The 25,709-nt window shown below is 68.7% G+C and carries 29 protein-coding genes; 7 read left to right on the top strand and 22 right to left on the bottom strand.

The features are described from left to right. Positions 1 to 17 precede the first annotated feature (17 nt). The gene (locus tag OHA18_RS24590) at positions 18 to 1,526 is read left to right on the top strand and encodes an alpha-N-arabinofuranosidase (RefSeq protein WP_328997634.1); all 1,509 of its coding nucleotides are present in this window, start codon (positions 18 to 20) and stop codon (positions 1,524 to 1,526) included. Here the strand turns inward: OHA18_RS24590 and OHA18_RS24585 are convergent. The 4 genes from OHA18_RS24585 to OHA18_RS24570 form a co-directional block, all read right to left on the bottom strand. Then, positions 1,510 to 2,328 carry a MerR family transcriptional regulator gene (locus tag OHA18_RS24585; protein ID WP_328997633.1) on the bottom strand — a complete coding sequence of 273 codons (819 nt, stop codon included), beginning with the start codon at positions 2,326 to 2,328 and terminating at the stop codon, positions 1,510 to 1,512. The two genes, OHA18_RS24590 and OHA18_RS24585, sit on opposite strands and share 17 nt — an antisense overlap. A gap of 56 nt (positions 2,329 to 2,384) precedes the next feature. After that, positions 2,385 to 2,651 carry a hypothetical protein gene (locus tag OHA18_RS24580; protein ID WP_328997632.1) on the bottom strand — a complete coding sequence of 89 codons (267 nt, stop codon included), beginning with the start codon at positions 2,649 to 2,651 and terminating at the stop codon, positions 2,385 to 2,387. A 237-nt stretch (positions 2,652 to 2,888) separates the two neighbouring features. Continuing rightward, positions 2,889 to 3,719, bottom strand: a complete 831-nt coding sequence (locus OHA18_RS24575) for an ABC transporter permease (protein WP_328997631.1) — start codon at positions 3,717 to 3,719, stop codon at positions 2,889 to 2,891. Next, entirely contained in the window at positions 3,716 to 4,453 is a 738-nt protein-coding gene (locus OHA18_RS24570) for an ABC transporter ATP-binding protein (protein WP_328997630.1), read from the bottom strand. The genes OHA18_RS24575 and OHA18_RS24570 overlap by 4 nt, the downstream gene beginning before the upstream one ends. A gap of 154 nt (positions 4,454 to 4,607) precedes the next feature. Here OHA18_RS24570 and OHA18_RS24565 point away from each other — a divergent pair, with 154 nt between their 5' ends. Next, complete coding sequence (locus OHA18_RS24565; protein WP_442914329.1) at positions 4,608 to 5,432, top strand: MarR family transcriptional regulator; 825 nt, start codon at positions 4,608 to 4,610, stop codon at positions 5,430 to 5,432. Here the strand turns inward: OHA18_RS24565 and OHA18_RS24560 are convergent. The 3 genes from OHA18_RS24560 to OHA18_RS24550 form a co-directional block, all read right to left on the bottom strand. Then, the gene (locus OHA18_RS24560) at positions 5,398 to 6,504 is read right to left on the bottom strand and encodes an NAD(P)/FAD-dependent oxidoreductase (RefSeq protein WP_328997629.1); all 1,107 of its coding nucleotides are present in this window, start codon (positions 6,502 to 6,504) and stop codon (positions 5,398 to 5,400) included. The genes OHA18_RS24565 and OHA18_RS24560 overlap by 35 nt on opposite strands. An 18-nt stretch (positions 6,505 to 6,522) precedes the next feature. Then, positions 6,523 to 7,272, bottom strand: a complete 750-nt coding sequence (locus OHA18_RS24555; RefSeq protein WP_328997628.1) for a hypothetical protein — start codon at positions 7,270 to 7,272, stop codon at positions 6,523 to 6,525. A 143-nt stretch (positions 7,273 to 7,415) separates the two neighbouring features. Next, positions 7,416 to 8,150, bottom strand: a complete 735-nt coding sequence (locus OHA18_RS24550) for a SigB/SigF/SigG family RNA polymerase sigma factor (RefSeq protein ID WP_328997627.1) — start codon at positions 8,148 to 8,150, stop codon at positions 7,416 to 7,418. 357 nt (positions 8,151 to 8,507) lie between these two features. Between OHA18_RS24550 and OHA18_RS24545 the strand changes: the two genes are divergently transcribed. Further along, a complete protein-coding gene (locus OHA18_RS24545) occupies positions 8,508 to 8,741 on the top strand; it encodes a DUF397 domain-containing protein (protein WP_328997626.1) in 234 nt (77 codons plus the stop codon). 239 nt (positions 8,742 to 8,980) lie between these two features. On the opposite strand, the gene OHA18_RS24540 is transcribed toward OHA18_RS24545, so the two are convergent. Beyond that, positions 8,981 to 9,199, bottom strand: coding sequence for a hypothetical protein (locus tag OHA18_RS24540; protein ID WP_233714578.1), 219 nt, complete (start codon positions 9,197 to 9,199; stop codon positions 8,981 to 8,983). Beyond that, positions 9,196 to 9,390 carry a hypothetical protein gene (locus OHA18_RS24535; RefSeq protein WP_328997625.1) on the bottom strand — a complete coding sequence of 65 codons (195 nt, stop codon included), beginning with the start codon at positions 9,388 to 9,390 and terminating at the stop codon, positions 9,196 to 9,198. The genes OHA18_RS24540 and OHA18_RS24535 overlap by 4 nt, the downstream gene beginning before the upstream one ends. A 451-nt stretch (positions 9,391 to 9,841) precedes the next feature. Between OHA18_RS24535 and OHA18_RS24530 the strand changes: the two genes are divergently transcribed. Continuing rightward, positions 9,842 to 10,714, top strand: coding sequence for a helix-turn-helix domain-containing protein (locus OHA18_RS24530; RefSeq protein WP_328997624.1), 873 nt, complete (start codon positions 9,842 to 9,844; stop codon positions 10,712 to 10,714). A gap of 42 nt (positions 10,715 to 10,756) precedes the next feature. On the opposite strand, the gene OHA18_RS24525 is transcribed toward OHA18_RS24530, so the two are convergent. Further along, the gene (locus OHA18_RS24525) at positions 10,757 to 11,383 is read right to left on the bottom strand and encodes a DUF2461 domain-containing protein (protein WP_328997623.1); all 627 of its coding nucleotides are present in this window, start codon (positions 11,381 to 11,383) and stop codon (positions 10,757 to 10,759) included. A gap of 42 nt (positions 11,384 to 11,425) precedes the next feature. On the opposite strand from OHA18_RS24525, the gene OHA18_RS24520 reads away from it, so the two are divergent. After that, on the top strand, positions 11,426 to 12,370 hold the full coding sequence (locus tag OHA18_RS24520) for a quinone oxidoreductase family protein (protein WP_328997622.1): 945 nt from the start codon (positions 11,426 to 11,428) through the stop codon (positions 12,368 to 12,370). Here OHA18_RS24520 and OHA18_RS24515 read toward each other — a convergent pair. From OHA18_RS24515 to OHA18_RS24505, 3 genes are all read right to left on the bottom strand, one after another. Next, entirely contained in the window at positions 12,360 to 13,478 is a 1,119-nt protein-coding gene (locus OHA18_RS24515) for an epoxide hydrolase family protein (RefSeq protein WP_328997621.1), read from the bottom strand. The genes OHA18_RS24520 and OHA18_RS24515 overlap by 11 nt on opposite strands. A 41-nt stretch (positions 13,479 to 13,519) precedes the next feature. Continuing rightward, a complete protein-coding gene (locus OHA18_RS24510; protein ID WP_328997620.1) occupies positions 13,520 to 13,822 on the bottom strand; it encodes a hypothetical protein in 303 nt (100 codons plus the stop codon). 194 nt (positions 13,823 to 14,016) lie between these two features. Further along, positions 14,017 to 14,301 (bottom strand): DUF1905 domain-containing protein, encoded by a 285-nt coding sequence (locus OHA18_RS24505; protein ID WP_328997619.1) that lies wholly within the window; start codon positions 14,299 to 14,301, stop codon positions 14,017 to 14,019. Positions 14,302 to 14,384: 83 nt separating this feature from the next. Between OHA18_RS24505 and OHA18_RS24500 the strand changes: the two genes are divergently transcribed. Then, positions 14,385 to 14,903 carry a GNAT family N-acetyltransferase gene (locus OHA18_RS24500; protein ID WP_329006158.1) on the top strand — a complete coding sequence of 173 codons (519 nt, stop codon included), beginning with the start codon at positions 14,385 to 14,387 and terminating at the stop codon, positions 14,901 to 14,903. On the opposite strand, the gene OHA18_RS24495 is transcribed toward OHA18_RS24500, so the two are convergent. The 9 genes from OHA18_RS24495 to OHA18_RS24455 all read right to left on the bottom strand — a co-directional run bounded on the left by OHA18_RS24495 (position 14,857) and on the right by OHA18_RS24455 (position 23,748). Then, positions 14,857 to 15,825, bottom strand: a complete 969-nt coding sequence (locus tag OHA18_RS24495) for a cation diffusion facilitator family transporter (RefSeq protein WP_328997618.1) — start codon at positions 15,823 to 15,825, stop codon at positions 14,857 to 14,859. The two genes, OHA18_RS24500 and OHA18_RS24495, sit on opposite strands and share 47 nt — an antisense overlap. Further along, positions 15,822 to 16,223, bottom strand: a complete 402-nt coding sequence (locus tag OHA18_RS24490; protein WP_328997617.1) for an ArsR/SmtB family transcription factor — start codon at positions 16,221 to 16,223, stop codon at positions 15,822 to 15,824. The genes OHA18_RS24495 and OHA18_RS24490 overlap by 4 nt, the downstream gene beginning before the upstream one ends. 40 nt (positions 16,224 to 16,263) lie before the next feature. Next, positions 16,264 to 17,319 (bottom strand): HoxN/HupN/NixA family nickel/cobalt transporter, encoded by a 1,056-nt coding sequence (locus OHA18_RS24485; protein ID WP_328997616.1) that lies wholly within the window; start codon positions 17,317 to 17,319, stop codon positions 16,264 to 16,266. A gap of 114 nt (positions 17,320 to 17,433) precedes the next feature. Then, positions 17,434 to 18,066 carry a response regulator transcription factor gene (locus OHA18_RS24480; protein ID WP_328997615.1) on the bottom strand — a complete coding sequence of 211 codons (633 nt, stop codon included), beginning with the start codon at positions 18,064 to 18,066 and terminating at the stop codon, positions 17,434 to 17,436. Further along, complete coding sequence (locus tag OHA18_RS24475; RefSeq protein WP_328997614.1) at positions 18,063 to 19,217, bottom strand: sensor histidine kinase; 1,155 nt, start codon at positions 19,215 to 19,217, stop codon at positions 18,063 to 18,065. Before OHA18_RS24475 ends, OHA18_RS24480 begins: the two co-directional genes overlap by 4 nt. A gap of 7 nt (positions 19,218 to 19,224) precedes the next feature. Continuing rightward, positions 19,225 to 19,698, bottom strand: coding sequence for a hypothetical protein (locus OHA18_RS24470; protein WP_328997613.1), 474 nt, complete (start codon positions 19,696 to 19,698; stop codon positions 19,225 to 19,227). Positions 19,699 to 19,938: 240 nt separating this feature from the next. Next, a complete protein-coding gene (locus OHA18_RS24465; RefSeq protein WP_328997612.1) occupies positions 19,939 to 21,537 on the bottom strand; it encodes an ABC-F family ATP-binding cassette domain-containing protein in 1,599 nt (532 codons plus the stop codon). A gap of 115 nt (positions 21,538 to 21,652) precedes the next feature. Further along, positions 21,653 to 23,062 (bottom strand): HAMP domain-containing sensor histidine kinase, encoded by a 1,410-nt coding sequence (locus OHA18_RS24460; RefSeq protein WP_328997611.1) that lies wholly within the window; start codon positions 23,060 to 23,062, stop codon positions 21,653 to 21,655. Between the two features lie 2 nt (positions 23,063 to 23,064). Continuing rightward, on the bottom strand, positions 23,065 to 23,748 hold the full coding sequence (locus OHA18_RS24455) for a response regulator (RefSeq protein WP_442914328.1): 684 nt from the start codon (positions 23,746 to 23,748) through the stop codon (positions 23,065 to 23,067). Between the two features lie 167 nt (positions 23,749 to 23,915). Here OHA18_RS24455 and OHA18_RS24450 point away from each other — a divergent pair, with 167 nt between their 5' ends. Further along, the gene (locus OHA18_RS24450; protein WP_328997609.1) at positions 23,916 to 25,709 is read left to right on the top strand and encodes an ABC transporter substrate-binding protein; all 1,794 of its coding nucleotides are present in this window, start codon (positions 23,916 to 23,918) and stop codon (positions 25,707 to 25,709) included.

Genomic DNA, 25,709 nt, shown 5'->3' with positions numbered 1-25,709 from the left:
AAAAGAGGAGCTACCTGTTGTCCACAGCATCTGCAGCCCGGGTCGTGATCGATCTCGACGTGCCGGGTCCGACCATCAGCCGGCATCTGTACGGTCACTTCGCCGAGCACCTCGGGAGGTGTATCTACGGGGGTTTCTACGTCGGTGAGGACTCCGGGCTGCCGAACGAGGGCGGTATCCGGCTCGATGTGGTCGAGGCCCTGCGGGCGCTGGAGATCCCGAACCTGCGCTGGCCGGGCGGGTGCTTCGCGGACGAGTACCACTGGCAGGACGGCATCGGGCCGAAGGCGGACCGGCCGTCGATGGTGAACACGCATTGGGGCAACGTCGAGGAGAACAACCACTTCGGCACCCACGAGTTCCTGGCGTTGTGCGAGCTGCTCGGCGCGGCGCCGTACGTGAACGGGAACGTCGGCAGCGGGACCGTGCGGGAGATGAGCGAGTGGGTCGAGTACCTGACCCGCGACGGCGACAGCCCGATGGTCCGCGAGCGCAAGGCGAACGGCCGGGACGAGCCGTGGAAGGTGCCGTTCTGGGGGATCGGCAACGAGACCTGGGGCTGCGGCGGGAACATGCGGGCCGAGGCGTACGCCGACCTGGCCCGCCAGTACGCGACGTTCCTGAAGGACCACGGCGACAACAAGCTGTACCGGATCGCGGCCGGCGCCTCCGACGACGATCTGGCCTGGACCGAGGCGTTGCTGAAGGCGGTCAGCTGCTTGGGCTGTGAACGCGGTCCGAAGAACCTCTTCCAGGCGATCTCGGTCCACTACTACACGGTCGCGGGGACGTGGGACCACAAGGGCAGCGCCACCGACTTCGGTCTCGACGAGTACTACGAGACGATCCGCAAGGCCCAGGACATCGACCGGGTCCTCCGCGGGCATTCCGCACTGATGGACGCGTACGACCCGGAGCGCAAGCTCGGTCTGGTGCTGGACGAGTGGGGCACGTGGTGGGACGTCGAGCCGGGGACGAACCGGGGCTTCCTGTACCAGCAGAACGCGATGCGGGACGCGCTGGTGGCGAGCCTGCACTTCGACGTGTTCCACAAGCACGCGGAGCGGTTGGTGATGGCGAATATCGCGCAGACCGTCAACGTCCTGCAGGCGATGCTGCTGACGGACAACGACGGTGGTTTGGTGCGGACGCCGACGTACCACGTGTTCGAGATGAACAAGGGGCATCACGACGCGACCGCCGTACCGGTGCATGTGGTCGAGCAGCCGACGTACGACTCGATGGAGCTGCTGTCGGCGTCCGCGTCGGTGAAGGACGGGCGGGCCTTGGTGTCGGTCAGCAATCTGGATCCGGTCGCGCCGGTGGACGTCATACTCGATCTGCGGGGTGCGCAGGTGCGGGACCCGGCCGGACGGTTGCTGACGGCATCGAAACCGCAGGCGTACAACACGGTCGCCGATCCGGACGTGGTGGCTCCGGCCCCGCTCGGAGTGGAGCCGGAGCCCCGCGGTCTACGGGTCAGCCTGCCGCCGCATTCGTTCGCGACGGTCAGCTTGGCTTTGTGACCGGGATCTGGAACTCGTGCACCCAGTTCGCCGGGTTCTCCGGATCGAACTCGAGCGTCACCTCCCGCGCGTACCCCTGGCTGCGGTAGCCGTTGTCCTCGATCCACCGCGCCAGCGTCTGCATGCTGCGGTCGGCCTCCATCATGTCGCCCTTGTGGACGATGGTGGCCGCCTGCGTGATCCCGGGCAGCTCGAGGAAGTCGACGTCGGCGGTGGTGCCGGCGTCGACGGGTACGGCGGCGTGGACGCGGACCGCCTCGCCGTCGGCGGCCTCGTAGTACGCGACCGGTGATCCGCACGGATCGACACCGGCCGCACCGAGGCGTTCGAAGAGCTGGCCGAACAACGGTTGCAGCACTGGGCCGATGTCCTCACCGTCGTAGCTCGGTGAGATCGCGGACAGCTCGGCGACCTGGGTCGGGGCGATGTGCTTGAGGACGACGTCGTCGGTAGGCATGTGACCTTCCCTCTCGATGAGTCGGAGCCTCGCCTCGACGCTCGTCAGTCGCGCGGTACTGCGGGCCAGCTCGTCCTCGAGCTGGGCCTGCCGCAACCGCAGCATGCCGCGCAGTTCCTCGGCGGACAGCTTCGCGTCGACGATCTCGCCGACCTGCTGCAGGCTGAACCCGAGATCCTTGAGCGCGACGATCCGGTTCAGCCGGCTGAACTGGTCGGCCGAGTAGAACCGGTAGCCGCTCGCCTGGTCGACGACGGCCGGGCGCAACAGCCCGAGCGCGTCGTAGTGCCGCAGCATCCGCGCGGACACCTGACCGAACGCGGCGAAGTCTCCGATGGTGAACATGCGGCAACCTTCCGGCTTGACACAGTGTCAAGGTCAAGCCCGAGCGTACGATCCCGTCAGGCGGAGCTGACGCGGGTCCGGCGCTCGCGGATGGCGGCGGCCGCGACCGCGGTCACGATCAGGGCGGCACCGCCGGCGCCGAAGCCGGTGACCAGGTCGCCGCGGCTGCTCAACCGGGCGTCGCACTGCATCGGCGTGATGCCCTCGTCGGGCTGGAAGACCGAGCCGCAGCTGTCATCGCCGGCGTGCACCGGGCGGACCGCGAACACCACCCCGACGATCAGCAGGACCACACCCACCGCGCCGAGGACCTTGCTCAGCACCGGCCGTCCTCTCGAGTCGCGGCAGGCAGGACCGACCTCTGTTGCTCGGTCAGATCCCACATACACACGCTCACTCCCTGACAGCTCGGTAAGATTTGATCAAATCTAACGCAGCTAGCAGTCAGCTCTGAAGCTCAGCACGGCCGCCCGGTGGAATCTTCACCCAGTTCTAACGCTCCTCTATTCCTTCCAAACGCTCCCCAGCCAGGAGTGGTTCAACCATCGACAACTGTCGTGTCAGGCGACCCGGCGGAGCGCCTGCTCGCGGCGCTCGGCGACCTTCGAGCCGGATTCGCGGCGGGCCATCCGCCGCAGTACGACGGGAGCCAGGAGCAATCCCACCACCGCCCAGACGCCGAGCACGGCGGCCGCCTCGAGGTGCCGCCAGGACTCGCCGACCTCGACCACGACCGCTTCGGACGGAAGCAGCGCCGACCGCATGCCGAGGCCCATCCAGTAGATCGGTGTCAGCTGGCCGATCACCTGCAGCCAACCGGGCAGCGCGGTGATCGGATAGAAGATGCCGGAGATTGCGATCAGCCCGAGCATCGGGAGCTGGGTCAGGCCTTGGGCGCGCGCGGTGGTCAGCAACGAGCCGAGGATCGCGCCGATCGGCAACGTCGCGACCAGCCCCAGCAGCAGGACCCACACGAGCGTGAACCAGTGCGCCGACCCGAGCGCGAGGCCCTTGACCAGAAACAGGCCGGGGATCAACAGGATCGCCAGATCCACGAGCAATCCCCCGGCGACCGACACGACCTTGCCGATCAGGTAGCAGACCATACCGTTGGGTACGGCCTTCGCTCGCAGCAGCGTGCCGTCCGCGCGATCGGCGGTGAGCAACTGACTCATGCTGACCATCCCCATGGAGGCGTTCATCCCGAGGATGCTCGGCAGTGCGAGCGCGCCGAGCAGGATGCCCGTCGAGCCGAAGTCGCGATGCCGGAGGAAGAACAGCGCGATCAGCATCAGCACCGGCCAGAGGAAGTGGCTGACGAGTTCGGCCGGGTTCGTGAACGACTGCCGCAGTTCGATCAGTCCACGCTGCCAGCCCGGCCGGAATCTCATCGGTGCTCCTGTCCACGGACCAGTGCCAGATAGGCGTCCTCGAGCGAAGCCTGATCAGCGGTCAGCTGGGCGGCAGTACCGGACGCGATAATGCGGCCGGCGCTGAGGACGAGGATGCGGTGCGCGAGCTTGCTCGCCTCGTCGAGGTCATGGGTGGTGAGCAGGATCGTCGTTCCCCGATCGGCCGCGAGGCGCCGGACGAGCTCATGGAACTCGTACCGCGCCTCCGGATCGAACCCGGTCATCGGCTCGTCCAGGAACAGAACGTCGGGGCGTCCAACGATCCCGATCGCGACGTCGAGCCGGCGACGCTGACCGCCGGAGAGGGTCTTGATCTTCTGCCCGGCGTGGGCGGCGAGACCGACGGCGTCGAGCAGTTCGTCCGCAGGCCACGGACGGGGCGCGGCCGGTGTCGAGTACGGCGCGTAGTACGAACCGAGGTGATGCAGGAGCTCGCGCACGCGCCAGTTGCCGTGGTCGCGCCAGGATTGCAGCACGATGCCGAGCCGGGATCGCCAGCGCTCGTCGCCTGCGGCCGGGTCGACGCCGAGCACCTCGACCCGCCCCGCCGATCGGAGCCGGAAGCCTTCGAGGATCTCGATCGTCGTACTCTTGCCCGCCCCGTTCGGGCCGAGCAGCGCGACCACCTCACCCGGACCCGCGGCGAACGAGACGTCGTGCAGGACCTCCGTGTCGCCGTACCGCATCCGCAGGCCGTCCACTGTCAGAACCATGGCCGCGAAGCTACGTTGCATTCACTCGATCGGCAACGATAATTCCGGGACAGGCGGTCGCAAAGCCCTGTAAAACATGGCATTCTGTGCAATGAGATTGCGAGAGAATGCAATTCGTTGCAATGATCTGACGGTAAACGCGCGGAGGTTCCGGATGCCCGGAGGCAGGCTGAGTCATCAGGACCGGCTCGACATCGCGGCCGGCCTGGCCGACGGATTCGGGTACGCCGAGATCGCGCGGCAGCTGCAGCGGCCGACGTCGACGATCAGCCGGGAGATCGCGCGCAACGGCGGCCCAGGCGGGTATCGGGCGGATCATGCGCACTACGCGACCACGTCCCGGGCACGACGCCGGCGACCGGAGGCGGGTCGCCGTACGATCCCGCAGCAGGCGGGCGATCCGCGGGCGGCGTACGTCGAGCGGTTCGCGACGATGATGGTCGACGGCGGACTGCCGCGGATGGCGTCGCGGGTGCTCGCACTGCTCTATACCTCCGACTCCCGCACGCTCACCGCGGCCGACCTCGTCCGGGAGCTGCGGGTCAGCCCGGCGTCGATCTCGAAGGCGATCGGATATCTCGAGCGGGTGGGCATGGTTCATCGCGAGGCCGATCCGCAACGCCGGCTCCAGCACTACGTGATCGCGGAGGACGTGTGGCTGAAGGCCTGGGAGGTGAGCGCGCGGACCAACTTCAACTGGGCCGAGACCGCGGCCGAGGGAGTCGAGCTGGTCGGGCGCGACACTCCGGCGGGCGAGCGGCTGACGCAGATGGCCGAGTTCTTCCAACGACTCAGCGAGGACATGACCGGCGGCGCGGGGTTTCAGGACTGTCTGTCCGTCCTCGCCGTCCTCTGGCAGGCCGATCGGCAGCTCTCGGCGGTGGAGCTTGCCAGCACGCTGGATTGGCCCGTCGAGCGGGTCTCCGATGCGGTGGATTACGCGGTCAAGGCAGCAGCTTCCGGAGCAGGCGGCGAGTGAGGAAGCCGTCGGCGAGGCCCAGCTCGACCAAGTCGTCGAAGATGCGCTGGTCGGCAGCAGCCGCGCGGATGCCCGCATCGAGGATCCGCTCGGAGCGGCTGAGCTGGGCGACGAGTGCAGTGTGCCGCAGGTGCCTCGACAGCAGGCGGGACGTGTGGCGACGGTACGGCGTACCCGCGTCCGAGTTGCCCGCCCGGAGCGCATCCGCGATCGACCGGCCGGCGAGCAGACCGGTCGCTACCGCGTAATAGATGCCCTCGCCGGTCATCGGGTTGATCAGGCCGGCCGCGTCACCGGCGAGCAGCACCGGACCGCTCTGTGGCCGCCAGGACCAGCCGGCCAGTGGCAGGTGATGACCCCACCACGACTCGCCGCCGTCGGTCGCTCCCGGCAGCAGTGTCTCGAGATGTTCGAGCAGGGCTGCTCGGCTGGGGCGGGTGCCGGCGAGGAGTTCGCCGTACCCGACGTTCGACCAGCCGTCGCCGCGGTCGAAGGACCACGCGTACGACGGTTGCCGGCCGGGACCGTAGGCGATCACCTGACTCGCTGCCCGCGCGGGCGGCGTCGGCGCGTAACCCCGGATCGCCAGCGCGACCGGCCCGGGCTTCGCCCCCAGCTCCCGCCGTACGACGGAATGGGCGCCGTCCGCGCCGACCACGAATCGGCTGTCGAGGTCGCCGTCGACCGTGACGGACTCCCGACGGATCTCCAGGCCGCGGACCCGTCGCCGGATCAACTCGGCGCCGGCCGCCTGCGCCGCCTCGGCGAGCCGCTGGTCGAACACCATCCGCGGCACCACCCAGGTCGGCCGCGACATCTCCCGGTCCACGCCGGCGCTGCCGCGGTTCAGCACGAACCGCCGTACCGGGGTCCAGTCGTCGAGGATCCCCTTGACCCCGACCCCGGCGAGCAGATCGAGCACGTGCGGCGCGATCCCGTCACCACAGGCCTTGTCCCGCGGAAAGTCGTGCCGGTCGACCAGCAGCACCGACAGACTCGGATCCGCCCCCAACGCCCCCAGCGCAGCCGCGGCCCCGGCCGGGCCGGCCCCCACAATCACCAGATCCCACACAAGGATCAGTCTCGCAGCTTATGTCCCGGGACGACGGCCCGGCTTGTTGCTGCGCCGGGGAGTACGGCGCATGCGCGGGGCGTGTGGCGCGGCCTGACCCAACGGACCGACCGGGCGCGCCTCGTCCGGGTCGACCACCTTGAGGGGCGGCGGGACGAAGACCGGGATGGTCTCCTCTTCATCCTGCACGACCACCGGAGGCGGTGGTGGCGGGACGGGCCGGGCGCGGGCCGCGGACTCCTTGCTGACCCTCGGACGCGGTGCGACGAGCGAGACCGCCCGCGCCGGAACCGGCGGGCGGCGACGGTGCGGGAGCTTGGTGCTCAGCTCGATGCCGAGCGCATCGATCATCTTGCGGCAGGCAACGATCGACACGGCGACCGCGAGCACGGTGCAGCCGGCGAACAGGACCGACTGGCCGCCGGCCGACCAGTTCGACGGGTCGGTACGAGCCATCGCGGCGATCATCGCCACCACGATGGAGTTGGTGATGCCGAGGGCGATCGCCAGGCCGACAGTGGACAGCAGTACGCGTCGCTCCAGCCCGACGTCGTCGGCCGCCGCGACGAGTCCCGCGATCAGCCCGGCGAGCACCGGCACTGTATAGACCAGCGCGAGCGTGAGGCCGGGGCTGGCGACGAGGTAGAAGACGTCGAACACGAGCGCGGTGCCGGTCAGGGCAGCCGCGAAGCACACCACCATCCGCGGGTAGGCGCGCACCACCGAGACCGCGTCCGCGGGCACGGTCTTGAACAGGCGCAACGCCAACAGCAACTGCTTATCCCCTCGTCCTCCCCCATTGTGCCGGTACCCAGCACCGTCCGTGAGACTCAGCAGCCAGCGAGTCGCGCGCCCAAGGCTGGTGCGCCGGTCCGCCGCAGTTCAGGCCGGCGGCGGACCGACTGCACCTCCTAGGCGGCGATCTGGGTCGGGGCGAGTTTGTCGCGCAGGTCGTCGAGGATCCTGCGCAGCACGCGGGAGACCTGCATCTGGCTGACGCCGATGTCGTTGCCGATCTCCGACTGCGTCCAGCCTTCGATGAAGCGCAGTTGGAGGATCCGGCGGTCGCGCTCGGCCAGATCGGCGAGCACGGGCTCCAGCATCTCGACCGTTTCCAGCTGGTCGATGCTCGAGTCGTCGTCGTCCGCGACCACATCGGCCAGCGTCAGTTCGGCGTCGGCCTCGGCCGGCCGATCCAGCGACAGCACGTTGAAACAGCCCTTCGCTGCCAGCGCCTGCTCGACCTCGGTCACCTCGACCTCGAGGTGCTCGGCGATCTCCGCCGGCGTCGGCTCGCGATTCAGCTGCTGCTCGAGCTCCGGCAGCTTGGTCGCGATCGTGCCTTGCATCTCCTGCAGCCGGCGCGGGATCCGGACCGTCCAGGCGCAGTCACGGAAGTACCGTTTGACCTCGCCGCGGATGGTCGGGATGGCGAACCCGATGAACGGGGTCTCCGCCTCGAGCCGGTAGTGATGGGCTGCTTTCACCAGCCCCAGGTATGCGACCTGCTCCAGGTCGTCTGCCTCGGCGCCGCGCCCGCGGAACCGGCGCGCGATGCCCTGCGCCATTTCCAGGTTGAGCTCGACGACCTGTTCGAGAAGTTCCTGCCGCTCGCCTTCGGCGGTGCTGGCAGCCCGGCGTTCCATCAACTTCCGGGTAGCTGTTTCACGGACGGCCCGATCGGCCGGAGTAGTGCCGCGGGAAGAAACCCGCTCCATCGTGCTCGTAACCATTGGTATGACCTCGCGACTGTCTCGTCACGGCGTGGCACTTCGCTGAACCACGGTCATGCCTGCAGGAGAAGTCGTACCCACCTCACCGGTTCTCATGCACAGAACCCAAAACCGTCACTCATGGCGACCGAACACGCCGGTGAAAGGGCGTTCCTCGGCGAGGCGATCACAGGAAGTAAGGGAGCGGACACGGGACCCCAAACCGTGTACGATGCAAATGCAAGGCCAAATGCACGTGCATATGCCAAGGACGTATGGAAGGTGCAGCTGATGACTGCGATCTACAACGGCATGCCCGGCGACTCGAACAGTGAGCTGATCTGGAAGAAGAGCCAGCGCAGCGGCCCCAACGGCAACTGTGTCGAGGTTGCGAAGCTGTCGGACGGCGGTGTGGCGGTGCGCAACTCGCGCTTCACCGACGGCCCGGCCCTGGTGTTCACGAAGGCCGAGATCGAGGCGTTCCTCGGCGGCGTTCACGACGGCGAGTTCGACTACCTCGCCTGAGCACCACAGAGCAGTACCGGTAACACGAAAGAGCAAGGGCCCCTTCGCCAGGCGAGTGACGAAGGGGCCCTTTCGTGTGCCCGGAGATCGATGGTCCGGCGCGACCGGCGGCCGGCGCGGACGACGTCCGGCAGCGGCCGGCGGATCGGCTCGGGGATGGGCGCCGAGCACATGGAAACGCCGGGGCCAACCCTCCGGCGAGAGTCGGCCCCGGCGTGTCTGAGGGGCGAGTACGAGAACTACTGGACGGTGAGCGGCCAGAGCTGTTCGCTCGGCAGCTCGGACGCCTTCCCGGTGGCCGCATTGTCAACGGTGATTCGCAATCCGGTGAACTTCGGCGTCATCACTCGCTGGTACCGCGACGCGCGGTCCGGCTCGGCGACGTACTCGGCGATCAGGTGGTCGCCCAGCCAGATCCGCACCATCTTCCGTCCTCCTACTGCTCTGTCGGTGGTCATGGAGCCAGGCTCACGATGGGGTCGCCGTCGAGTTGGCGAACACCGCGCAACCAGCCCTCGAAGGCCCAGCGCTGTTGCTCGGGGCAACGCGCAACCAGTTCCTGGATCTCCCGCTCCGTCAGCTCCTCGGGCGCGCGGCCGCCGACCATCTCGGCGGTCTGCTCCACAACCTCACTGTCGTTGTCGTTCATCGACTCGGGTTCCCCAACCAGTCATGCCAACGGGGGGCCATTGGCGCTCTGTAAGGACCGGCCTGCCGGCTCACGCAATGTCACGTTTCGCGAGAACCAGCTCACCTTCTGTGCATGAATCAATCATGGCGTCGGCACGCGACGAATGCAAGCGCCCGATGCACGTGCATCCGCACGTTTTCCAATTCGAGACCACAACAGACCCCGTTCCGCCTGGGGGAGGCTGGATCGAGGCTCGCCGAACGGTGTTCGACGGCGCGTTGCCCGGCTACTATGTACTGACAAATTGGCGTCGGAGTGGATCGGCTAGTCTTACGCTCCGTGATCGCTGCTGCGGATTCGCCGCCCTTTTGTAAGAACTTCGGCAGTTCAGCGCCCTACCGTGCGATGATGTGCACTCGCGGGTGAGGTTGTTGTTGATGGAGATCGCTGGGGCCGCAGGGAGGTTGGGGTGACCGAGTCGGGCGCGCAAAGCGGACCGACCGCGCTGCGCGTCATTCTCGGAGCGCACCTTCGCCGGATGCGGGCGGCGGCCGGTATCAGCCGGTCGGACGCGGGCTGGGAGATCCGGTCGTCGGAGTCCAAGATCAGCCGGATGGAGCTGGGCCGCGTCGGCCTGAAGGAACGCGACGTCGGCGACCTGCTCAGTCTGTACGGGCTCGACGACGAGGAAGAGCGCGAGCGGCTGCTACGTCTCGCGCGCGAGGCGAACAACCCCGGCTGGTGGCACCGGTACGGCGACGTGCTGCCGAGCTGGTTCCACTCCTACCTCGACCTCGAAGCCGCGGCACAGCTGATCCGTGTCTACGAGCTGCAGTTCATTCCCGGGCTGTTGCAGACCCCCGACTACATCCGCGCGGTGGTCCAGCTCGGCCGCGGGATGATCCCGGGCGAAGAGGTCGAGCGTCGCGTCACCCTCCGGACCAACCGGCAGGGCGTCCTGACCCGGCCGGAGCCGGTGCGCCTGTGGGCCGTCGTGGACGAGGCGGTCCTGCGTCGGCCGATCGGCGGCGTCAAGAGCATGATCGAGCAGTTGACCCACCTGATCGACGCGTCGCAGCTGCCCAACGTCACGCTGCAGGTGATGCCGTTCAGCGTCGGTGGCCACGCGGCCACCGGTGGCGCCTACAGCATCCTCCGATTCCCGGAGCAGGACCTGCCGGACATGGTCTACATCGAGCACCTCACCAGCGCCCTGTACCTGGACAAGCTGGAAGACCTCGACCAGTACACGGCCACCATGGAAGCCCTCTGCGTCGCCGCCCCTCCCCCGAACAAGACCCGCGACCTCCTCACCGACATCCGCAAGGACTTCGAGCGCTGACCGCTGCTCGCGACACGCCTCGCGAGCAGGGCCGGCCGGCTGTCAGGTGTTGTCGGTCAGCCAGGTCAGGAGGGGTTTGGTGGCGCGCCAGTCGGTGCGGATCTGGACGGCCAGGTCGGGGGTGTGGATGACCGGCTCGAAGCCGTAGGACTTGGAGACGGTCAGGGACTTGTGCCGGAGGAGGTCGATCCGGGGATGGTCGGGGTCGTAGCCGCGGGGGCTGGTCTTGAGTTTGTCGCCGCCTACCGTCCAGCCGGTCCGGGTGAGCTTGGCCAGTAGCTTCTCCAGCTGCCGGCCGCGGCGGTCGTCGTCGATGGCGGTGCGGACCCGGCCCAGCCGCTCGGAGGTCGCGTCGTAGAAGCCGGCGGCGACGCGGACACCTGGCGCGGACACCTGGACATACCAACCCGTCGCCGGAGCGAGGTCGATGAAGGCGCCCTGGTGCGTCTTGTACGGCGTCTTGTCCTTGGCGAACCGCACATCGCGGTACGGGCGGAACAGCTTGGCCGCACCGAACTCGTCCTCGAGCTCCGCCAGCAACGCTGTCATCGGCGCCCGGACCGACTCCTCGTACACCTGCTTGTGCGCCGTCCAGAACGACTTCGTGTTGTCCATTTCGAGATCGTCGTAGAAATCCAGCGCCGCAGCCGGAAACCCGGTAAAACTCATGCGGCAACGATAGTTCGCCCAGCAGAACGGACAGACACCCCCATGCGCGCGATCCAGGTCACCCAGTTCGGCGGTCCCGAGGTTCTCGTCCCGACCGAGCTCGATCCGCCGACGGCCGGACCGGACCAGCTCCCGGTGGAGGTGAGCGCCGCCGGCGTGAACTTCGCCGACACGCACCGGACCGACGGCTCGTACCGCGGCGGCGTCACGCTCCCGTTCGTCCCCGGTGTCGAGATCGTCGGCCGGGCGAACGGCCGCCGGATCCTCTCCCCCATCTTCGAGACCGGCGGCGGGTACGCCGAGTACGCCGTCGCGCCGGCGCACCGGGCCGTCGACGTACCGGACGAGGTCAGCGACGGGCAGGCGCTCGCGCTGCTCATCCAGGGCCTGACCGCCTGGCATGTGCTGAAGAACAGCGCGCGGTTCACCCCCGGCGAGACCGTCCTGGTCAACGCCGCGGCAGGCGGAGTCGGCTCGCTGGCCGTTCAGCTGGCGAAGCACTTCGGGGCCGGGCAGGTGATTGCGACCGCGTCGACCGACGCCAAGCGGGAGCTGGCGATCGAGCTCGGAGCTGATGTTGCTGTGGACAACAATCCGGACGGCTACGCCGAGAGGGTGCTGAAGGCAACCGGCGGCGTGGACATCGTGCTGGACTCGACCGGCGGCCGGACGATGCTCGCCGGGCTGGAGTGCCTGGCCGGCTTCGGCCGCCTGGTCAACTACGGCAACGCCAGCAGGGAAGGCCGGCCGTCGGTCGACCCGAGTGCCCTTGCCCAGCGCAACCTTTCGGTGGCCGGCTTCTGGCTGGTCCCGGCGATGGACCTGCCCGGCGGGTACGTCGAACCCTTGACCGAGCTGCTCGCGCTGACCGCTGCCAAGAAGCTCAGTCCGCTGGTGGGCGCGGAGTACCGGCTCGAAGATGCCCGGCGCTCCCATGAGGACCTCCTGGCCCGTCGGACCACCGGCAAGTTGGTGCTCAAGCCCTGAAGAAGGCGCGGATGTCCGCGGCCAGCACGTCCGGCTGTTCCATCGCGGCGAAGTGACCGCCGTGCGGATGGCTGGTCCATCGGACGATGTTGTCGCTGTCGGCGACCTTGTGCCGCAGCGGGATGAAGTTCTCGTGCGCCAGGTCGAGCAGGGCCGTCGGCGTCCGCGACGGCTCCGCCGGCTGGCCCCAGTACGACGCGTGCGCGCGCTCGTAGTAGATCGCGCCGGCCGACCCTGCGGTCCGGGTCAGCCAATAGAGCATGACGTTGGTGAGCAGCAGGTCGCGGTCGATCGGCGACGCCGGATCGGTCCAGGTCGCGAACTTCTCCGCGATCCAGGCCAGCTGCCCCACCGGTGAGTCGGTCAGCGCGTACGCCAGCGTCTGCGGGCGCGTCGACTGCAGGTCGGCGTACCCCTGCTGCTCGCCGGCGAAGGCCTGCTGCCGGCGCCACGACGCCCACGTGCGCTCGCGCTCGGCGGGATCGAGCGGCGCGAGCTCCTCCGGTGTCGGCTCGGACGTCGCGCCGGCGCCGGGGATCAGGTTGAGATGTACGCCGATCACGCGGTCGGGGTCGATCCGCCCGACCTCCCGCGAGATCGCCGCACCCCAGTCGCCACCCTGTACGCCGTACCGGTCGTAACCGAGGCGTGTCATCAGCTCGGTCCAGGCGCGGGCGACGCGCTTGAACTCCCAGCCGGGCTCGCGAACCGGGCCGGACAAGGTGAAGCCGGGGATGGTCGGGAGCACCAGGTGGAAGTCGGTCAGCAGTTTGGCGACCGCGGTGAACTCGACGATCGACCCCGGCCAGCCGTGAGTGAGGACCAGCGGGATCGCGTCCGGATCCGGCGACGGGAGGTGGGCGAAATGGACCTGGGCACGGTCGATCGTGGTTGCGTACTGCGGCCACTCGTTCAACTGTGCTTCGGCGGCGCGCCAGTCGTACTCGTCCCGCCAATAGGCAACGAGGTCTTGAAGGTAGGCGACCGGGACACCGCGGGACCAACCCACGTCAGGCAGCTCTGAGGGCCAGCGCACCAGATCCAGGCGCCGGCGCAGGTCGTCCAGCTCGGTCTCCGGCACGTCCAGCCGGAACGGTTCGATCGTCACCCCGGTACCTTGTCGCACCGGGGCAGGCATCGCACCTCGTTTCAGGCGGCGACCTTGTCGCGAGTCCGGTCGCGGACGACCTTGACCGTGACGGCGGCGATCAGGCACAGCACACCGGCGCTGATCACGATCGTCACCAGGGTGCTCGCAGCGTTCAGCGCGTTGTCGCAGGCCATCGGTGTGATCCCGCCGGCCGGCTGGAAGGCCGAGCCGCAGCGCGTGCCGCTGGCCGAGACCGAGCGGAACCCGAGCAGGCCGCCACCGAGCAGCAGCACCACCCCGGCCACACCGAGAATCTTGTTCAGCGTGATCACGGTCAGACCGGATCCGCTGGTTGTGGGCATGCCAATCGCACGCCCCGTGAGCCCCGTAGCACTTCGATCACTCCTGACTTCGACGGACCACCCAAGCATCGAACTTACGGTCAGGCCCGCGATGATCCCCACCCGAGCAGCCGGTCAGGACCGATTCTTCACAGAGTCCTTACTCAGAACATGACCGGCTGTGACGGTGATCTCAGATCAAATGGGAGTGGCTTTCAACCGAGGCGTTCTTCCAGATGCACCGTGATCTGGTCACCTGGCTGCTTGCCGAGCAGGGTGCGCAGGTCGCCCTTGACGGGCAGTTTGTGCGTTCCGTCACCGAGTGCCATGAACGAACTCTCGAACGGGTGGCCGTCCATCGTGCCGCGGACCTTGACCAGGCCGCGGGTCCCGAAGTACTCCGCCGAGCCCGGCATCTGCAGGTAGGTCCAGCCGCCCTTGGCGTCGCTCTTCAGCAGCGGCGCGGTGAAGGTCTTGTCCAGCTTTCCGGTCTTGCTCATCGTGAGCTCCTCTCTACACCTCTAGGTAGAGACTGCCGACGGGCTTTCGACATCTGCGGTCAACCTATTCTGGATGCGTGCAGATGATGATCCGCCGGGCCGGGCGGGACGACGTACCGGCGGTGCTCGCCCTCCTCGACGGGGCCACGGAGTGGCTGGTCGCCCGTGGGCAGACCGAGCAATGGGGTACGGCGCCACACTCGACGAGCCCGCGCCGGGTCGCGCAGATCACCGGCTTCGCCGACGAGGACGGGCTGTGGGTGGCCCAGGCCGAGGCCGACGGCCGAGTTGTCGGCGCGCTCGCGGTCGGCGCGGCGATGGAGTACCTGCCACCGGCAACCGAACCCGAGCTGTACGTCCGCCTGCTGGTGACAGAGCGCGCATCCGCCGGGCAGAACGTCGGCGGCGTACTGCTCGACCATGCCCGCGAGCTGGCCCGGGATGCCGGTGCGGGTCTGCTACGCGTCGACTGTTTCGCGGGTGGCGACGGCGCGCTGGTCCGGTACTACGAGCGGCAAGGGTTCACGCGCGACGTGGCGTTCGCCGTACCGCGGGTCAATGAGCCGGACTGGCCGGGTCAGGTGCTCGCCCAGCGCTTGTGATCGACGAGCGATGCACCGCGCCGTGCGCGTCGCTGCAGTGCGTCCCGCCGGTGGCATGGTCGACCTGGAGAGTGGAGTGAGTCAGGTGGTGGCGCTCGGCCAGCACCTGCTCGATCTGGATCCGGATCTGGTGACAGTCGAGGCCTTCGGCAACCAGGATGTGCGCGGACGCGGCCGGCTCGCCGGAGGTGATCTCCCAGACGTGCAGGTCGTGCACCTCGACGACGCCCTCGATCGCGCACAGTTCGGCGCCGAGTGCCTGCGGGTCGATCGCGATCGGCGCAGCCTCGAGGAAGATGCGGCCCGAGTCGCGGACCAGTGAGATCCCGGCCTTCAGCATCAGCGCGGCCACCACGAGCGCCGCGATCGCGTCGGCCCGGGCGAACCCGGTGAGCAGTACGACGAGACCGGCGATCGCGGTCGCGATGAACGCGAACAGGTCGTTCAGGATGTGCTGGAACGCGCCCTCGACGTTCAAGCTGGAGCGGTTCGCCTTGCTGATCAGCCAGGTGGCGAGCAGGTTCACCGCGATACCGACCACGCCGGTGATCAGGACCAGGGCGCCCTTCACCTCGGGCGGATGGATCATCCGGTTGACGGCTTCGTAGACGAAGTACGCCGCGAGCAGCAGCAGCGTGATCCCGTTGGCCTGCGCGGACAGGATCTCGACCCGCTTGAAGCCGTACGTGAACCCACCGGCCGGTGGCTTCGCGGCCAGCCGGATCGCGAGCAGGGCCAGCGCAATGGCGATCGCATCGGTCAGCATGTGCGCCGCGTCGGTGACCAAGGCCAGCGAACCGGCCGCGAACCCGACGATCACCTCCGCGATCATGAAGCCGACGATCAGCGCGAGCGCCCCGCTGAGCAGCTTCTTGTCCGCGGCCGCGCTCACCGCATGACCATGCCCGTGGCCCGCGCTCATGACTCAGACCTCTCCGGGTGGATGGCGTCGGTGTGCTCGGTGTGGGCGACGGCCAGGTCGACGAGCATCCGGACGTGCGCGTCGTCGAGGCGGTAGAACGCGTTCCGGCCGTCACGCCGTACGGAGACGACCCGGTGCGCGCGGAGCAGCCGGAGGGCATGCGAGGTGGCGGACTCGCTCAGCCCGGTGATCGCGGCGAGATCGCAGACGCACAGCTCCCCGTCGAGCAGGGCGACCAGCAGCTTCAGCCGCCGCGGGTCGCCGAGCAGCCCGAAGACGTCGGCAGTGTCGACGATGTCGTCCTCGCCCGGCATCCTGGCGTTGACGCTCGCCACGCGCTCAGGATTGACCAGCCGGACCTTGCACTCGTCGAGCTGCACATCTGCAGAACTCTTCATATATTCACGATAGGTCACAGGGCCGTGGACAGGCAACAGATCAGCCGGTGGACCACTTCTCTTCGATCCGGGCGTACTTCCAGACCGCCTGGGCGGCGACCCAGGTGAGGACGAACAGGGCGACGATGGCATACCCGACGTAGTTCAGGTCGACGCCGGCGATCGCGGCCAGCGGGCCGTGGTCGATGTGCAGCTTGTCGGTCAGGATCGAGATCAGCTCGATGGTGCCGATCACCAGCGCGACCGCGACCGACAGGCCGGTGATCGTGATGTTGTAGTACACCTTGCGGACCGGTTTCGCGAACGCCCAGCCGTAGGCGAAATTCATCAGGCAGCCGTCGATGGTGTCGAGCAGACTCATCCCCGCCGCGAACAGGATCGGCAGCGTGAGCACGGCGTACCACGGCAGGCTGAACGCGGCCGCGCCGCCGGCGAGCACCAGCAGACTGACCTCGGTCGCGGTGTCGAAGCCGAGGCCGAAGAGGAAGCCGATCGGGTACATCTGCCACGGACGGGTGACCGCCTTCGTCACGCCGGCCAGGATGCGGTTCATGAAGCCACGGTTGTCGAGGTGCTGCTCGAGCGAGGCCTCGTCGTACTCGCCGGTGCGCATCCGGCGGAACACCTTGACCACGGCAACCAGTACGGCGAGGTTGAGCGCCGCGATCAGGTAGAGGAAGACGCCGGAGACCGCCGTACCGATGACGCCGGTGAGCTGCTGGAGGCGCGACGAGTCGTCCGCGACCTGCCCGGCGAGCGCGCGGACGCCGATCCCGAGCAGGAAGCACAGCACGAACACGACGGTCGAGTGCCCGAGCGAGAACCAGAACCCGACCGACAACGGCCGCCGCCCGTCCGCCATCAGCTTCCGGGTGGTGTTGTCGATCGCGGCGATGTGGTCGGCGTCGAACGCGTGCCGCATCCCCAGCGTGTACGCCGTCACACCGAGCCCGACCCCGAACACCCCGGCCGACCCCAGCACGTAATGCCGCGGCGCCACGACGAGCGCCAGCACACCCCAGCCCACCAGATGCAACAGCAGCACGAACGCCGCCATCGCACCAACCGCGCCCCGCTCCCGGCCGCTCACGTCCATCCATCTCACGATCCGCCAGTAAACGCCGCACCGCCCCCAGATGCAACCCAGTCGCACAAACTCTGCGGCGGGTCTACCTGCCGGGCATCTGGATCTGTTGATGGATGGTGTGCGTCAGGCGAGGCCCAGGCGGTAGGCGTAGGCGACGGCCTGGGCTCGGTCGCGGAGGTTGGCCTTGGCGAACAGGTGGTTGATGTGAGTCTTGACCGTGGCTTCGCTGACCACGAGATGTCTCGCGATCTCGGTGTTGGAGAGGCCTTCAGCGATCAGGCGCAGTACTTCTAGCTCGCGCGGCGTCAGGCCGGTGTCCGTGGGCTCGGGGGGCTTGGTGGTGGCGCCTTCGATCAGGCGGCGCTGGACCTCGGCGTCGACGATCGACTGGCCGTCGGCGGCCGCTTCCAGGGCGCGGCCGATCGACTCGGCGTCGGCGTCCTTGGTGAGGAACCCACGGGCGCCGGCCCGGAGCGCGGACAGCACCGAATCGTCGTCGCTGTACGTCGTCAGCACGACCACCTCGGTCCGCGGATGATCCGCGCGCACCTGGCGCGTCGCCTCCACGCCGTCCATCGTCGGCATCCGGAGATCGATCAGCAGGACGTCCGGATCGTGCTCGGCAACCAACTGGACCGCCTCCTGGCCGTCCGACGCCGCCGCGACCACGTCGATCCCGGGCAGCAGCTTCAGCAACGTCACCAGCCCGTCCCGCACCACTGTCTGGTCGTCCGCGACCACCACTCGCACACTCATACCTTGACCTTGAGCTCCACTCGCCAGCCCGTGGATGTCGGGCCGGCCTCCAATGATCCGCCGACCAGGTCGGCCCGTTCGCGCATCCCGACCAGACCATAGCCGCCCGGTGCCGCCCGATCCGGCCGTTTCCCCGGCCGGTCCTCGATGGTCAGACCGACCACGTCGCCGTACGACAGGTTCACCTGCACCGGCGCACCGGGCGCGTGCTTGCGGGTGTTCACGAGCGCCTCCTGCACGGTCCGGTACAGCGTGCTCATCACGTCGGCCGGCAGCTCCCGCGGCGTACCTTCCACCGCGAAGTCCGCGGTCGCTCCACTCTCCAGCCGGTACGCCGTGACGAGATCGCCGAGCGCCCGTACGTCGGGAACCGCGTCCTCCCGCAGCGCCGCCACCGCCCGCCGCGCCTCGGCCAGCCCCTCGGCCGCCAGCCCTTGCGCCCGGGTCACCTGCTCGACCGCCTCCGGCGACGCCCCGTCCCGCACGAGCATCAACCGCGCACCTTGCAGACTCAACGACAGCCCCGCCAGGGAATGCGCGAGTACGTCGTGCACGTCGCGCGCGATCCGTGCCCGCTCGGCCAGCGCCGCCGCGCGCTCGTGCTCCTCGATCGCGGCCTGCTTACGCGCCAGCGACACCTCGAGATCCTCCAGCTGCTGCTCCCGGTTCCGCCGGTTGACCGCGGCCAGCGTCAGCGCGACCACCCCGAAGCCCGCCCCGATCGCGCCCGGCGCCGACCGCGTGGTGAGGAACAGCGGCAGGCTCGCGCCGAGGATGGCGACCGTGACGACGATCCACTCGACCGGCCCCGCCCGGTAGTAGCGGACCGCCATGCGGCTCACCCAGAACGGTACGAACAGCATCACGCTCTGCGGGACCGCGTACCACAGCAGCGACCCGGCGATCGCGAACACCAGCAGGCCGTAGGCGGCCCATCCGGGTGGTTCGCCGTACCTGAGCCAGAACAGCGAGATGTTGCTGACGACAACGATGACGCCGAGGGCGACGATCACCAGGTACGGCAGGCGATGCCGGTCGTAGTTCCGGGCGGCGAAGACGACCGTGACGATCGTCAGGATGCCAGGGACCGCCCGCAGCAGCAGACCAGGCACGGAGGAGTTCCGTACCTGGTCCGCGAACCTCGAGTTCATGCCCTCATCATGCCCGCTGGGTGGCGAACGGGATGTTCATCGCCAGCGAGCGGCGGTAGATCATCGCGCTCTGGGCGGCCAGCGTGACGCCGATGGTCAGCGCGAGCGTCGACGTACCGAAGGTGTTGTGCGGCCAGAGCGCGGCCGAGGCGAACGACGTACCGATCCGGAGTGCGATCGTCACCAGCCAGAGGACGAGGGTGGCCGCAGTGCCCTTCTGGAACAGGCCCTGGTCGGTCGGCGAGAGCCGGACGCTGGCGCCACGGGCGACACCGAACCCGGCCAGCACGACACAGTCGAGAGCGAGGAAGGCGAGCTCACCGGTGGTCGCGCCGTGGACGGCGGACGAGAGCGAGAGCAGCCCGATGCCCAGCAGGATCACCGGCATCAGGAACAGCGACTTCTGGGTGACGAGCGAACCGGTCACCTGCCGGCCGATCACGCGCACCAGCACCAGCAGACCCACCAAGATACCGATCACGGCCGACATTGTTCTGGTTCCTTCCGACGAGGTTTGTTGTCGATGACAACACTCCCCGGAATCGCCCCCGCGGACGTCAGCCCCGAGGTGAGACCCGGGTGGAACCCGGCTCTCAACCCCAGGGTTGACCCCCGACCCCACGCGATGGGTTCACCCACTTTGTTGTGGGTTCCCCCGGCGCCTGCGGTGGAGGGAACCCACAACGGGATGGGTGAACCCATCTCGTGGGCCGAGGGAGGGTCAGGCGAGCGAGACCAGGTCCAGGTAGTCGTCGGACCAGAGGTCCTCGGTGGCGTCGGGCAGGATCAGCACGCGGTCGGGGCGGAGGGCCTCGATCGCGCCCTCGTCGTGGGTGACCATCACGATCGCGCCCGGGTAGCTGCCGACCGCGCCCAGGACCTCGTCCCTCGACACCGGGTCGAGGTTGTTGGTCGGCTCGTCCAGCAGCAGCACGTTCGCGCTGGAGTGGACCAGCCCGGCGAGCGCGAGCCGCGTCTTCTCCCCGCCGGACAGCACGCCGGCCGGCTTGTCGACGTCGTCACCGCTGAACAGGAACGAGCCGAGCACGTTCCGGACCTCGCCGTCGGTCAGCCCGGGCGCGACCGCGGCCAGGTTCTGCCGGACGGTGCCGGCCAGGTCCAGGGTGTCGTGCTCCTGGGCGAAGTACCCGAGCCGCAGGCCGTGACCGGGTACGACGCGACCGGCGTCCGGCTGTTCGCGGCCCGCGAGGAGCCGGAGCAGGGTCGTCTTGCCCGCGCCGTTCAGCCCGAGGATGACGACCCGGCTGCCGCGGTCGACGGCCAGGTCGACGCCGTTCAGCACCCGGAGTCCGCCGTACGCCTTCTTCAGGCCGACTGCGGACAGCGGCGTCTTGCCGGACGGCGCCGGCGCGGGCAGACGGATCTTCGCCACCCGCGCGGCCCGGCGTACCGGCTCCAGGTCCGACAGCAGCTTGTCCGCGCGACGGGCCATGTTCTTGGCCGCCATGGCGGTGCTGGCGCCGGCCTGCATCTTCGCCGCCTGGGTGTGCAGGACCGCGGCCTTGCGTTCGGCGACCGCGCGCTCGCGCTGCCGGCGTCGCTCGTCCAGCTGCAGCTGCTCGAGGTACTTCTTCCAGCCGGTGTTGTAGATGTCGATCGTCAGCCGCTGCGGGTCCAGGTGGAAGACCCGGTTGACCGTTGCCCTGAGCAACTCACGGTCGTGGCTGATCACGATCAGGCCGCCCGGGTAGGACAGCAGGAACTGCCGCAGCCAGAGCACCGAGTCCGCGTCGAGGTGGTTGGTCGGCTCGTCGAGCAGCAGCATGTCGTGCTGCGCGAACAGGATCCGGGCCAGCTCGACCCGGCGGCGCTGACCGCCGGACAGGTGCCCGATCGGCTGCTCGAGGGCGCGGTTGGGCAGGCCGACACCGGCCGCGAGCCGGGCCGCGTCCGCCTCGGCCGCGTAGCCGCCGCCCGCCTGGAACTCCGCTTCGGCGCGCGCGTACGACGCCATCGCCTTCTCCTGGGCCTCGCCGGTCGCGGTGCTCATCGCGGTCTCGGCCGCGCGCAGCCGGCGTACGGCGGTGTCCATGCCGCGGGCGGACAGGATGCGGTCGGTGACGGTGATCGCGGGGTCGGCCGCGCGCGGGTCCTGCGGCAGGTAGCCGATGGACCCGGTCACGGCGATCTCACCCGCCGCCTGGCGGCGCTCGCCGGCCAGCGTCGTGAGCAGGGTGGTCTTGCCGGCGCCGTTGCGCCCGATGAGTCCGACGCGGTCGCCCGCGCCGACAGTGAACGAAAGATCGGCCAGCAGCAGCTGAGCGCCGACACGAATATCTACACCGCGAGCGGTGATCATGATGGTTACTCTCCGTGAATACTAGTAGACGCACTTCACCTGTCAGATGGAGTGCGCCAGCTAGACACAGAGGCAAGTAGCCATGCCCCCAGAGTAGCGGGGGGCACCAGAACCGTCAGCTGATTTTCGCGGGGAGCTCGACGATGAAGCGGGCGCCGCCGCCGGGGCGGTCGGTGACCTGGATGGTGCCGTGGTGCCATTGGACGTGGCGGGCGACGATGGCCAGGCCCAGGCCTACGCCGCGGCCGCGGCCGGAGGTTTCGCCGCGGCCGAAGCGTTCGAAGACGCGGGTGCGGTCCTCGGCGGCGATGCCTGGGCCCGCGTCGTCGACGGTGATGACGACGCCGAGCCCACCGGCCTCGACCCCGACGCCCTTGCAGCCGCCGGCGTGGTCTTCGGCGTTCTCGACCAGGTTGGCGATCACCCGCTCGAGCCGGCGCTTGTCGGCCTGCAACGTGAGCCCCTCGGCCTCGGGCTCGACCGTGGTCAGCTCCCGCCCCGCGGTCGCGTCCGCTGCGGCCCGGACCAGGTCGGCGATCCGGACGATCTCCCGGCTCCCCCGGTCACCACCGTCGTCGCGGGAGATCTCCAGCAGGTCGATCACCAGCCGGCGGAAACGGTCCAGGTCGTCGCCGAGCAGCTCCACCGGCTCCCGTACGGCGGCCGGCAGCTCGGCGCGATGGTTCTGGATCAGCTGCATCGAGTTGAGCATCGTCATCAACGGCGTACGCAGCTCATGGCTCACGTCCCCCGCGAACCGCGCGTCCGCCGCCACCCGCCGCTCCAGGTCCGCGGCTGTCTGGTTGAACGACCGCGCCAGCCCACCGAGATCCCGGTCCTCCTCGGCCTGCAATCGCGCATCCAGCTTCCCGCGCGCGACCGCGTCCGCGACCCGGGTCAGCTCCGCCAGCGGCCGCAACGCCAGCGTGCTCGCCAGCCGCCCGACCGCGAGCCCGACCAGCGCGGTCGCGATCGCCGCCGCGATCAGCGTGATCTTCAGCTTCAGCAGCGTGTTGTCCAGGCTCGTCAGCGGATGCCACTCGAAGAACGCCTCCCCCTGGCGCCCCATCGGCACACCGACCGCGAGCACCGGCTGGCCGCCGACCTCGATCCGCCGCTGTACGACGGACCCGCCCAGCGCCGTCTGGATCAGATCGGTCGGCAGGTCCGACGGCGTACCCGTCAACGCGTACCAATGGTCCTCGAGATACAGCATCGACGCGGCCGCATCGGTGGACGGCAGGCTGTTCAGCACATCCATCACCGGTACGCCGGTCTGCAGCATCGGACTGCCACACTCGGCTCGCTCCCGGGCCGGCCGGCACGGCTCCGGCGCGCCGAACAGCCCGTACCGCAGCGCTGCCGCGTTGTCCGACGTGACCACCACCGCTGACGAGACGCGCTGCTCGGTCAGGTAGTCCGAGACCACATTCCACGTCACGATCGCCAGCACGGTGGACAACCCGAGCGCCAACAGGCCGTACGCCAGCATCACGCGGCCTCGCAGGCTGACCCGTCCCAGCAACGTCAGCTCACCAGTCGGTAGCCCAGGCCGCGGGCGGTGACGAGATGCTTCGGGCTGGCCGGGTCGCGCTCGATCTTCAGCCGGAGCCTCCGGACGTGGACGTCGACGATCCGGCTGTCACCGAAGTACCCGTAGCCCCAGACCTTCGACAGCAGCTGCTCCCGGCTGAGCACCTTGCCCTCGGCGCCGGCCAGCTCGGCGAGCAGCTTGAACTCGGTCCGGGTCAGCGGCAGCGCCTCGCCGTCCCGCGTCACCTCGGCGCCCGGTATGTCGATGCGCAGGTCACCGACCTCGACGAGCTCGGCCTGACGCGCGTTGGACGGCTCGACCCGCCGCAGCAGCGCCCGGATCCGGGCCGACAGCTCCTTCGCGACCAGCGGCTTGGTCACGTAGTCGTCCGCGCCGGCCTCCAGCCCGGCGACCACGTCGTGGCTGTCGGTCCGCGCGGTCACCATGATCACGGGTACGTCGCTGGACCGGCGGATCTCCCGGCAGACGGTGAATCCGTCCCGGTCGGGCAGCATCAGGTCCAGCAGCACCACGTCCGGCGGCTCCCGGCGCAGCGCGGCCAGAGCGTCGTACCCGTTGGCGGCTTCCGCGACCTGGTAGCCCTCGTCCTCCAGGGCAAGCCGCAGTACCCGCCGGATCCGCGGCTCGTCGTCGACCAGCAGCAAGCTGTGTGCCACGGACCCAGTGTCGCTCACGGACGGGCGCATTGACGGTTACGGCTGTCATGAATCCGTCATGTTCCGGCGGGCGGCGATTGACATCTGTTTGACGGTTGCGTGACCGCGGGTTCCGGTTGCGCCCGGAAGTCCTAACTTCGGCGCTATCGAGTCCCGGAGGAGGACCAATGGCCAGAAGACGGCTGGCGGCGTTATCCCTTGCCGCCGCCGCGAGCATAGTGCTCGCGGCTTGCAGCAACGGCGGCGGAACGGTGTCCGGATCCGGAGGCACCGCCGCCACCCCGGTCACCGGCGGCACCCTGAACATGCTCGGGGCCGGCGACGTCGACTACATGGATCCCAACATCAGCTACTACTCGGCAGGCTACCTGAACCTGCGGATGTGGAGCAGGCAGCTGTTCACGTACCCGGCGGATCCGGGCACTGACAACACCAAGCCGGTGGCCGACCTCGCCGCGGACATCCCGACCGCCGCCAACGGCGGGATCAGCGCCGACGGCAAGACGTACACGATCAAGATCCGGCCCGGCGCGAAGTGGGGCACCAACCCCGCCCGGGCGGTCACCGCGGAGGACATGGTCCGCGGCGTGAAGCGGACCGCGAACCCGGTCCAGCCGTTCGGCGGCATCCCGGACTTCGCCAACCTGATCGAGGGCTACAAGGCGTTCGCCGACGGGTTCGCCAAGGCGCCGAAGACGGTCGCCGGGATCCAGGACTACATCGACAAGACGGCACTGCCGGGCGTGGTCGCCAAGGACGCGAGCACGATCGAGTTCCACCTCACCCAGCCGGCCACGTACTTCGTCGACATGCTCACGCTGCCGGCCTTCTCGCCGGCCCCGGTGGAGTCGCTCAAGTACCTGCCGGCCAGCACGGAGCTGGGGAACAACTTCCCGTCCGACGGCCCGTACAAGGTCGACAAGTGGGTGCCGACCAAGTCGATCGCGTACTCGCGCAACACCGCGTGGGACCCGGCGTCCGACCCGGTGCGGAAGGCGTACGTCGACAAGATCGTCGTGAACGAGACGGTCACGCAGGACTCGGTCCAGCAGCAACTGCAGACCGGCACACCGTCCGCGGACCTCGAGTTCGACGTCGGCCCGCCACCGTCGCAGCTGCCGGCCCTGATCGCCAAGAAGGACCCGAACCTGAACCTGGGGATGACGGCGTCGAGCAACCCGTACGTCATCTACAACACGGTCTCGCCGAACAACAACAAGGCGCTGCAGAACGTCAAGGTGCGGCAGGCGCTCAACTACGCGCTCAACCGCGACCACATCCTGCAGGTCATCGGCGGCCCGACGATCAACCCGCCGCTGACACACGTGCTGCCGGAGAACATCGTCGGCTCGAAGCCGAACGATCCGTACCCGAACAACGTGGACAAGGCCAAGCAACTGCTGCAGGAGGCGGGCTTCCCGCACCTGACGCTGAAGTTCCTGTACCGCAATGCGTCCGAGGGCAGCAGCAAGGCCTTCCAGACCATCCAGCAGGACCTGTCGAAGGCCGGGATCACGGTGGTCGGCGTACCGTCGCCGAACGCGGACTTCTACGTGAAGTACCTGCAGGTGCCGACCGTCGCCCAGCGCGGCGTGTGGGACCTGTCGCTGGCCGGCTGGGGCGCTGACTGGTACGGCAACGGCGCGCTGTCGTTCTTCAACCCGCTGTTCTCCGGCGAGCCGTCGTACCCGCCGATCGGCAGCAACTTCGGGCTGTACAACAGCGCCGCGACGAACGACCTGATCAAGCAGGCCATCGCCGCACCCACCGAGGACCAGGCCACGGACCTGTGGGCCAAGGCCGACGCCCAGGTGATGGCCGACGCGCCGTTCTTCCCGTTGACCAACCCGAAGAACCCGAACTACCACGCGCCGCAGGTGCACAACGCGGTCTACGTGCCGGCGCTGCAGATGTTCGATCCCACCAACGTCTGGATCGACAAAGACAAGCAGGGCGGCTAA

It is taken from the genome of Kribbella sp. NBC_00709 (assembly GCF_036226565.1).
Lineage (GTDB): Bacteria > Actinomycetota > Actinomycetes > Propionibacteriales > Kribbellaceae > Kribbella.
The sequence above is the reverse complement of the archived record's forward strand: the minus strand, read 5'-3'. Positions and strand labels throughout refer to the sequence as shown.

Excerpts from the sequence above, each read along its gene's own strand:
- OHA18_RS24575 (WP_328997631.1), bottom strand. The coding sequence starts at position 3,719 with ATGAGATTCCGGCCGGGCTGGCAGCGTGGACTGATCGAACTGCGGCAG.
- OHA18_RS24490 (WP_328997617.1), bottom strand. The coding sequence starts at position 16,223 with ATGAAGAGTTCTGCAGATGTGCAGCTCGACGAGTGCAAGGTCCGGCTG.
- OHA18_RS24465 (WP_328997612.1), bottom strand. The coding sequence starts at position 21,537 with ATGATCACCGCTCGCGGTGTAGATATTCGTGTCGGCGCTCAGCTGCTG.
- OHA18_RS24510 (WP_328997620.1), bottom strand. The coding sequence starts at position 13,822 with ATGCCCACAACCAGCGGATCCGGTCTGACCGTGATCACGCTGAACAAG.
- OHA18_RS24450 (WP_328997609.1), top strand. The coding sequence starts at position 23,916 with ATGGCCAGAAGACGGCTGGCGGCGTTATCCCTTGCCGCCGCCGCGAGC.
- OHA18_RS24505 (WP_328997619.1), bottom strand. The coding sequence starts at position 14,301 with ATGAGCAAGACCGGAAAGCTGGACAAGACCTTCACCGCGCCGCTGCTG.
- OHA18_RS24480 (WP_328997615.1), bottom strand. The coding sequence starts at position 18,066 with ATGAGTGTGCGAGTGGTGGTCGCGGACGACCAGACAGTGGTGCGGGAC.
- OHA18_RS24485 (WP_328997616.1), bottom strand. The coding sequence starts at position 17,319 with ATGGACGTGAGCGGCCGGGAGCGGGGCGCGGTTGGTGCGATGGCGGCG.
- OHA18_RS24495 (WP_328997618.1), bottom strand. The coding sequence starts at position 15,825 with ATGAGCGCGGGCCACGGGCATGGTCATGCGGTGAGCGCGGCCGCGGAC.
- OHA18_RS24525 (WP_328997623.1), bottom strand. The coding sequence starts at position 11,383 with ATGAGTTTTACCGGGTTTCCGGCTGCGGCGCTGGATTTCTACGACGAT.
- OHA18_RS24535 (WP_328997625.1), bottom strand. The coding sequence starts at position 9,390 with ATGAACGACAACGACAGTGAGGTTGTGGAGCAGACCGCCGAGATGGTC.
- OHA18_RS24500 (WP_329006158.1), top strand. The coding sequence starts at position 14,385 with ATGATGATCCGCCGGGCCGGGCGGGACGACGTACCGGCGGTGCTCGCC.
- OHA18_RS24545 (WP_328997626.1), top strand. The coding sequence starts at position 8,508 with ATGACTGCGATCTACAACGGCATGCCCGGCGACTCGAACAGTGAGCTG.
- OHA18_RS24550 (WP_328997627.1), bottom strand. The coding sequence starts at position 8,150 with ATGGAACGCCGGGCTGCCAGCACCGCCGAAGGCGAGCGGCAGGAACTT.
- OHA18_RS24520 (WP_328997622.1), top strand. The coding sequence starts at position 11,426 with ATGCGCGCGATCCAGGTCACCCAGTTCGGCGGTCCCGAGGTTCTCGTC.
- OHA18_RS24565 (WP_442914329.1), top strand. The coding sequence starts at position 4,608 with ATGCCCGGAGGCAGGCTGAGTCATCAGGACCGGCTCGACATCGCGGCC.
- OHA18_RS24585 (WP_328997633.1), bottom strand. The coding sequence starts at position 2,328 with ATGTTCACCATCGGAGACTTCGCCGCGTTCGGTCAGGTGTCCGCGCGG.
- OHA18_RS24475 (WP_328997614.1), bottom strand. The coding sequence starts at position 19,217 with ATGAACTCGAGGTTCGCGGACCAGGTACGGAACTCCTCCGTGCCTGGT.
- OHA18_RS24570 (WP_328997630.1), bottom strand. The coding sequence starts at position 4,453 with ATGGTTCTGACAGTGGACGGCCTGCGGATGCGGTACGGCGACACGGAG.
- OHA18_RS24540 (WP_233714578.1), bottom strand. The coding sequence starts at position 9,199 with ATGACCACCGACAGAGCAGTAGGAGGACGGAAGATGGTGCGGATCTGG.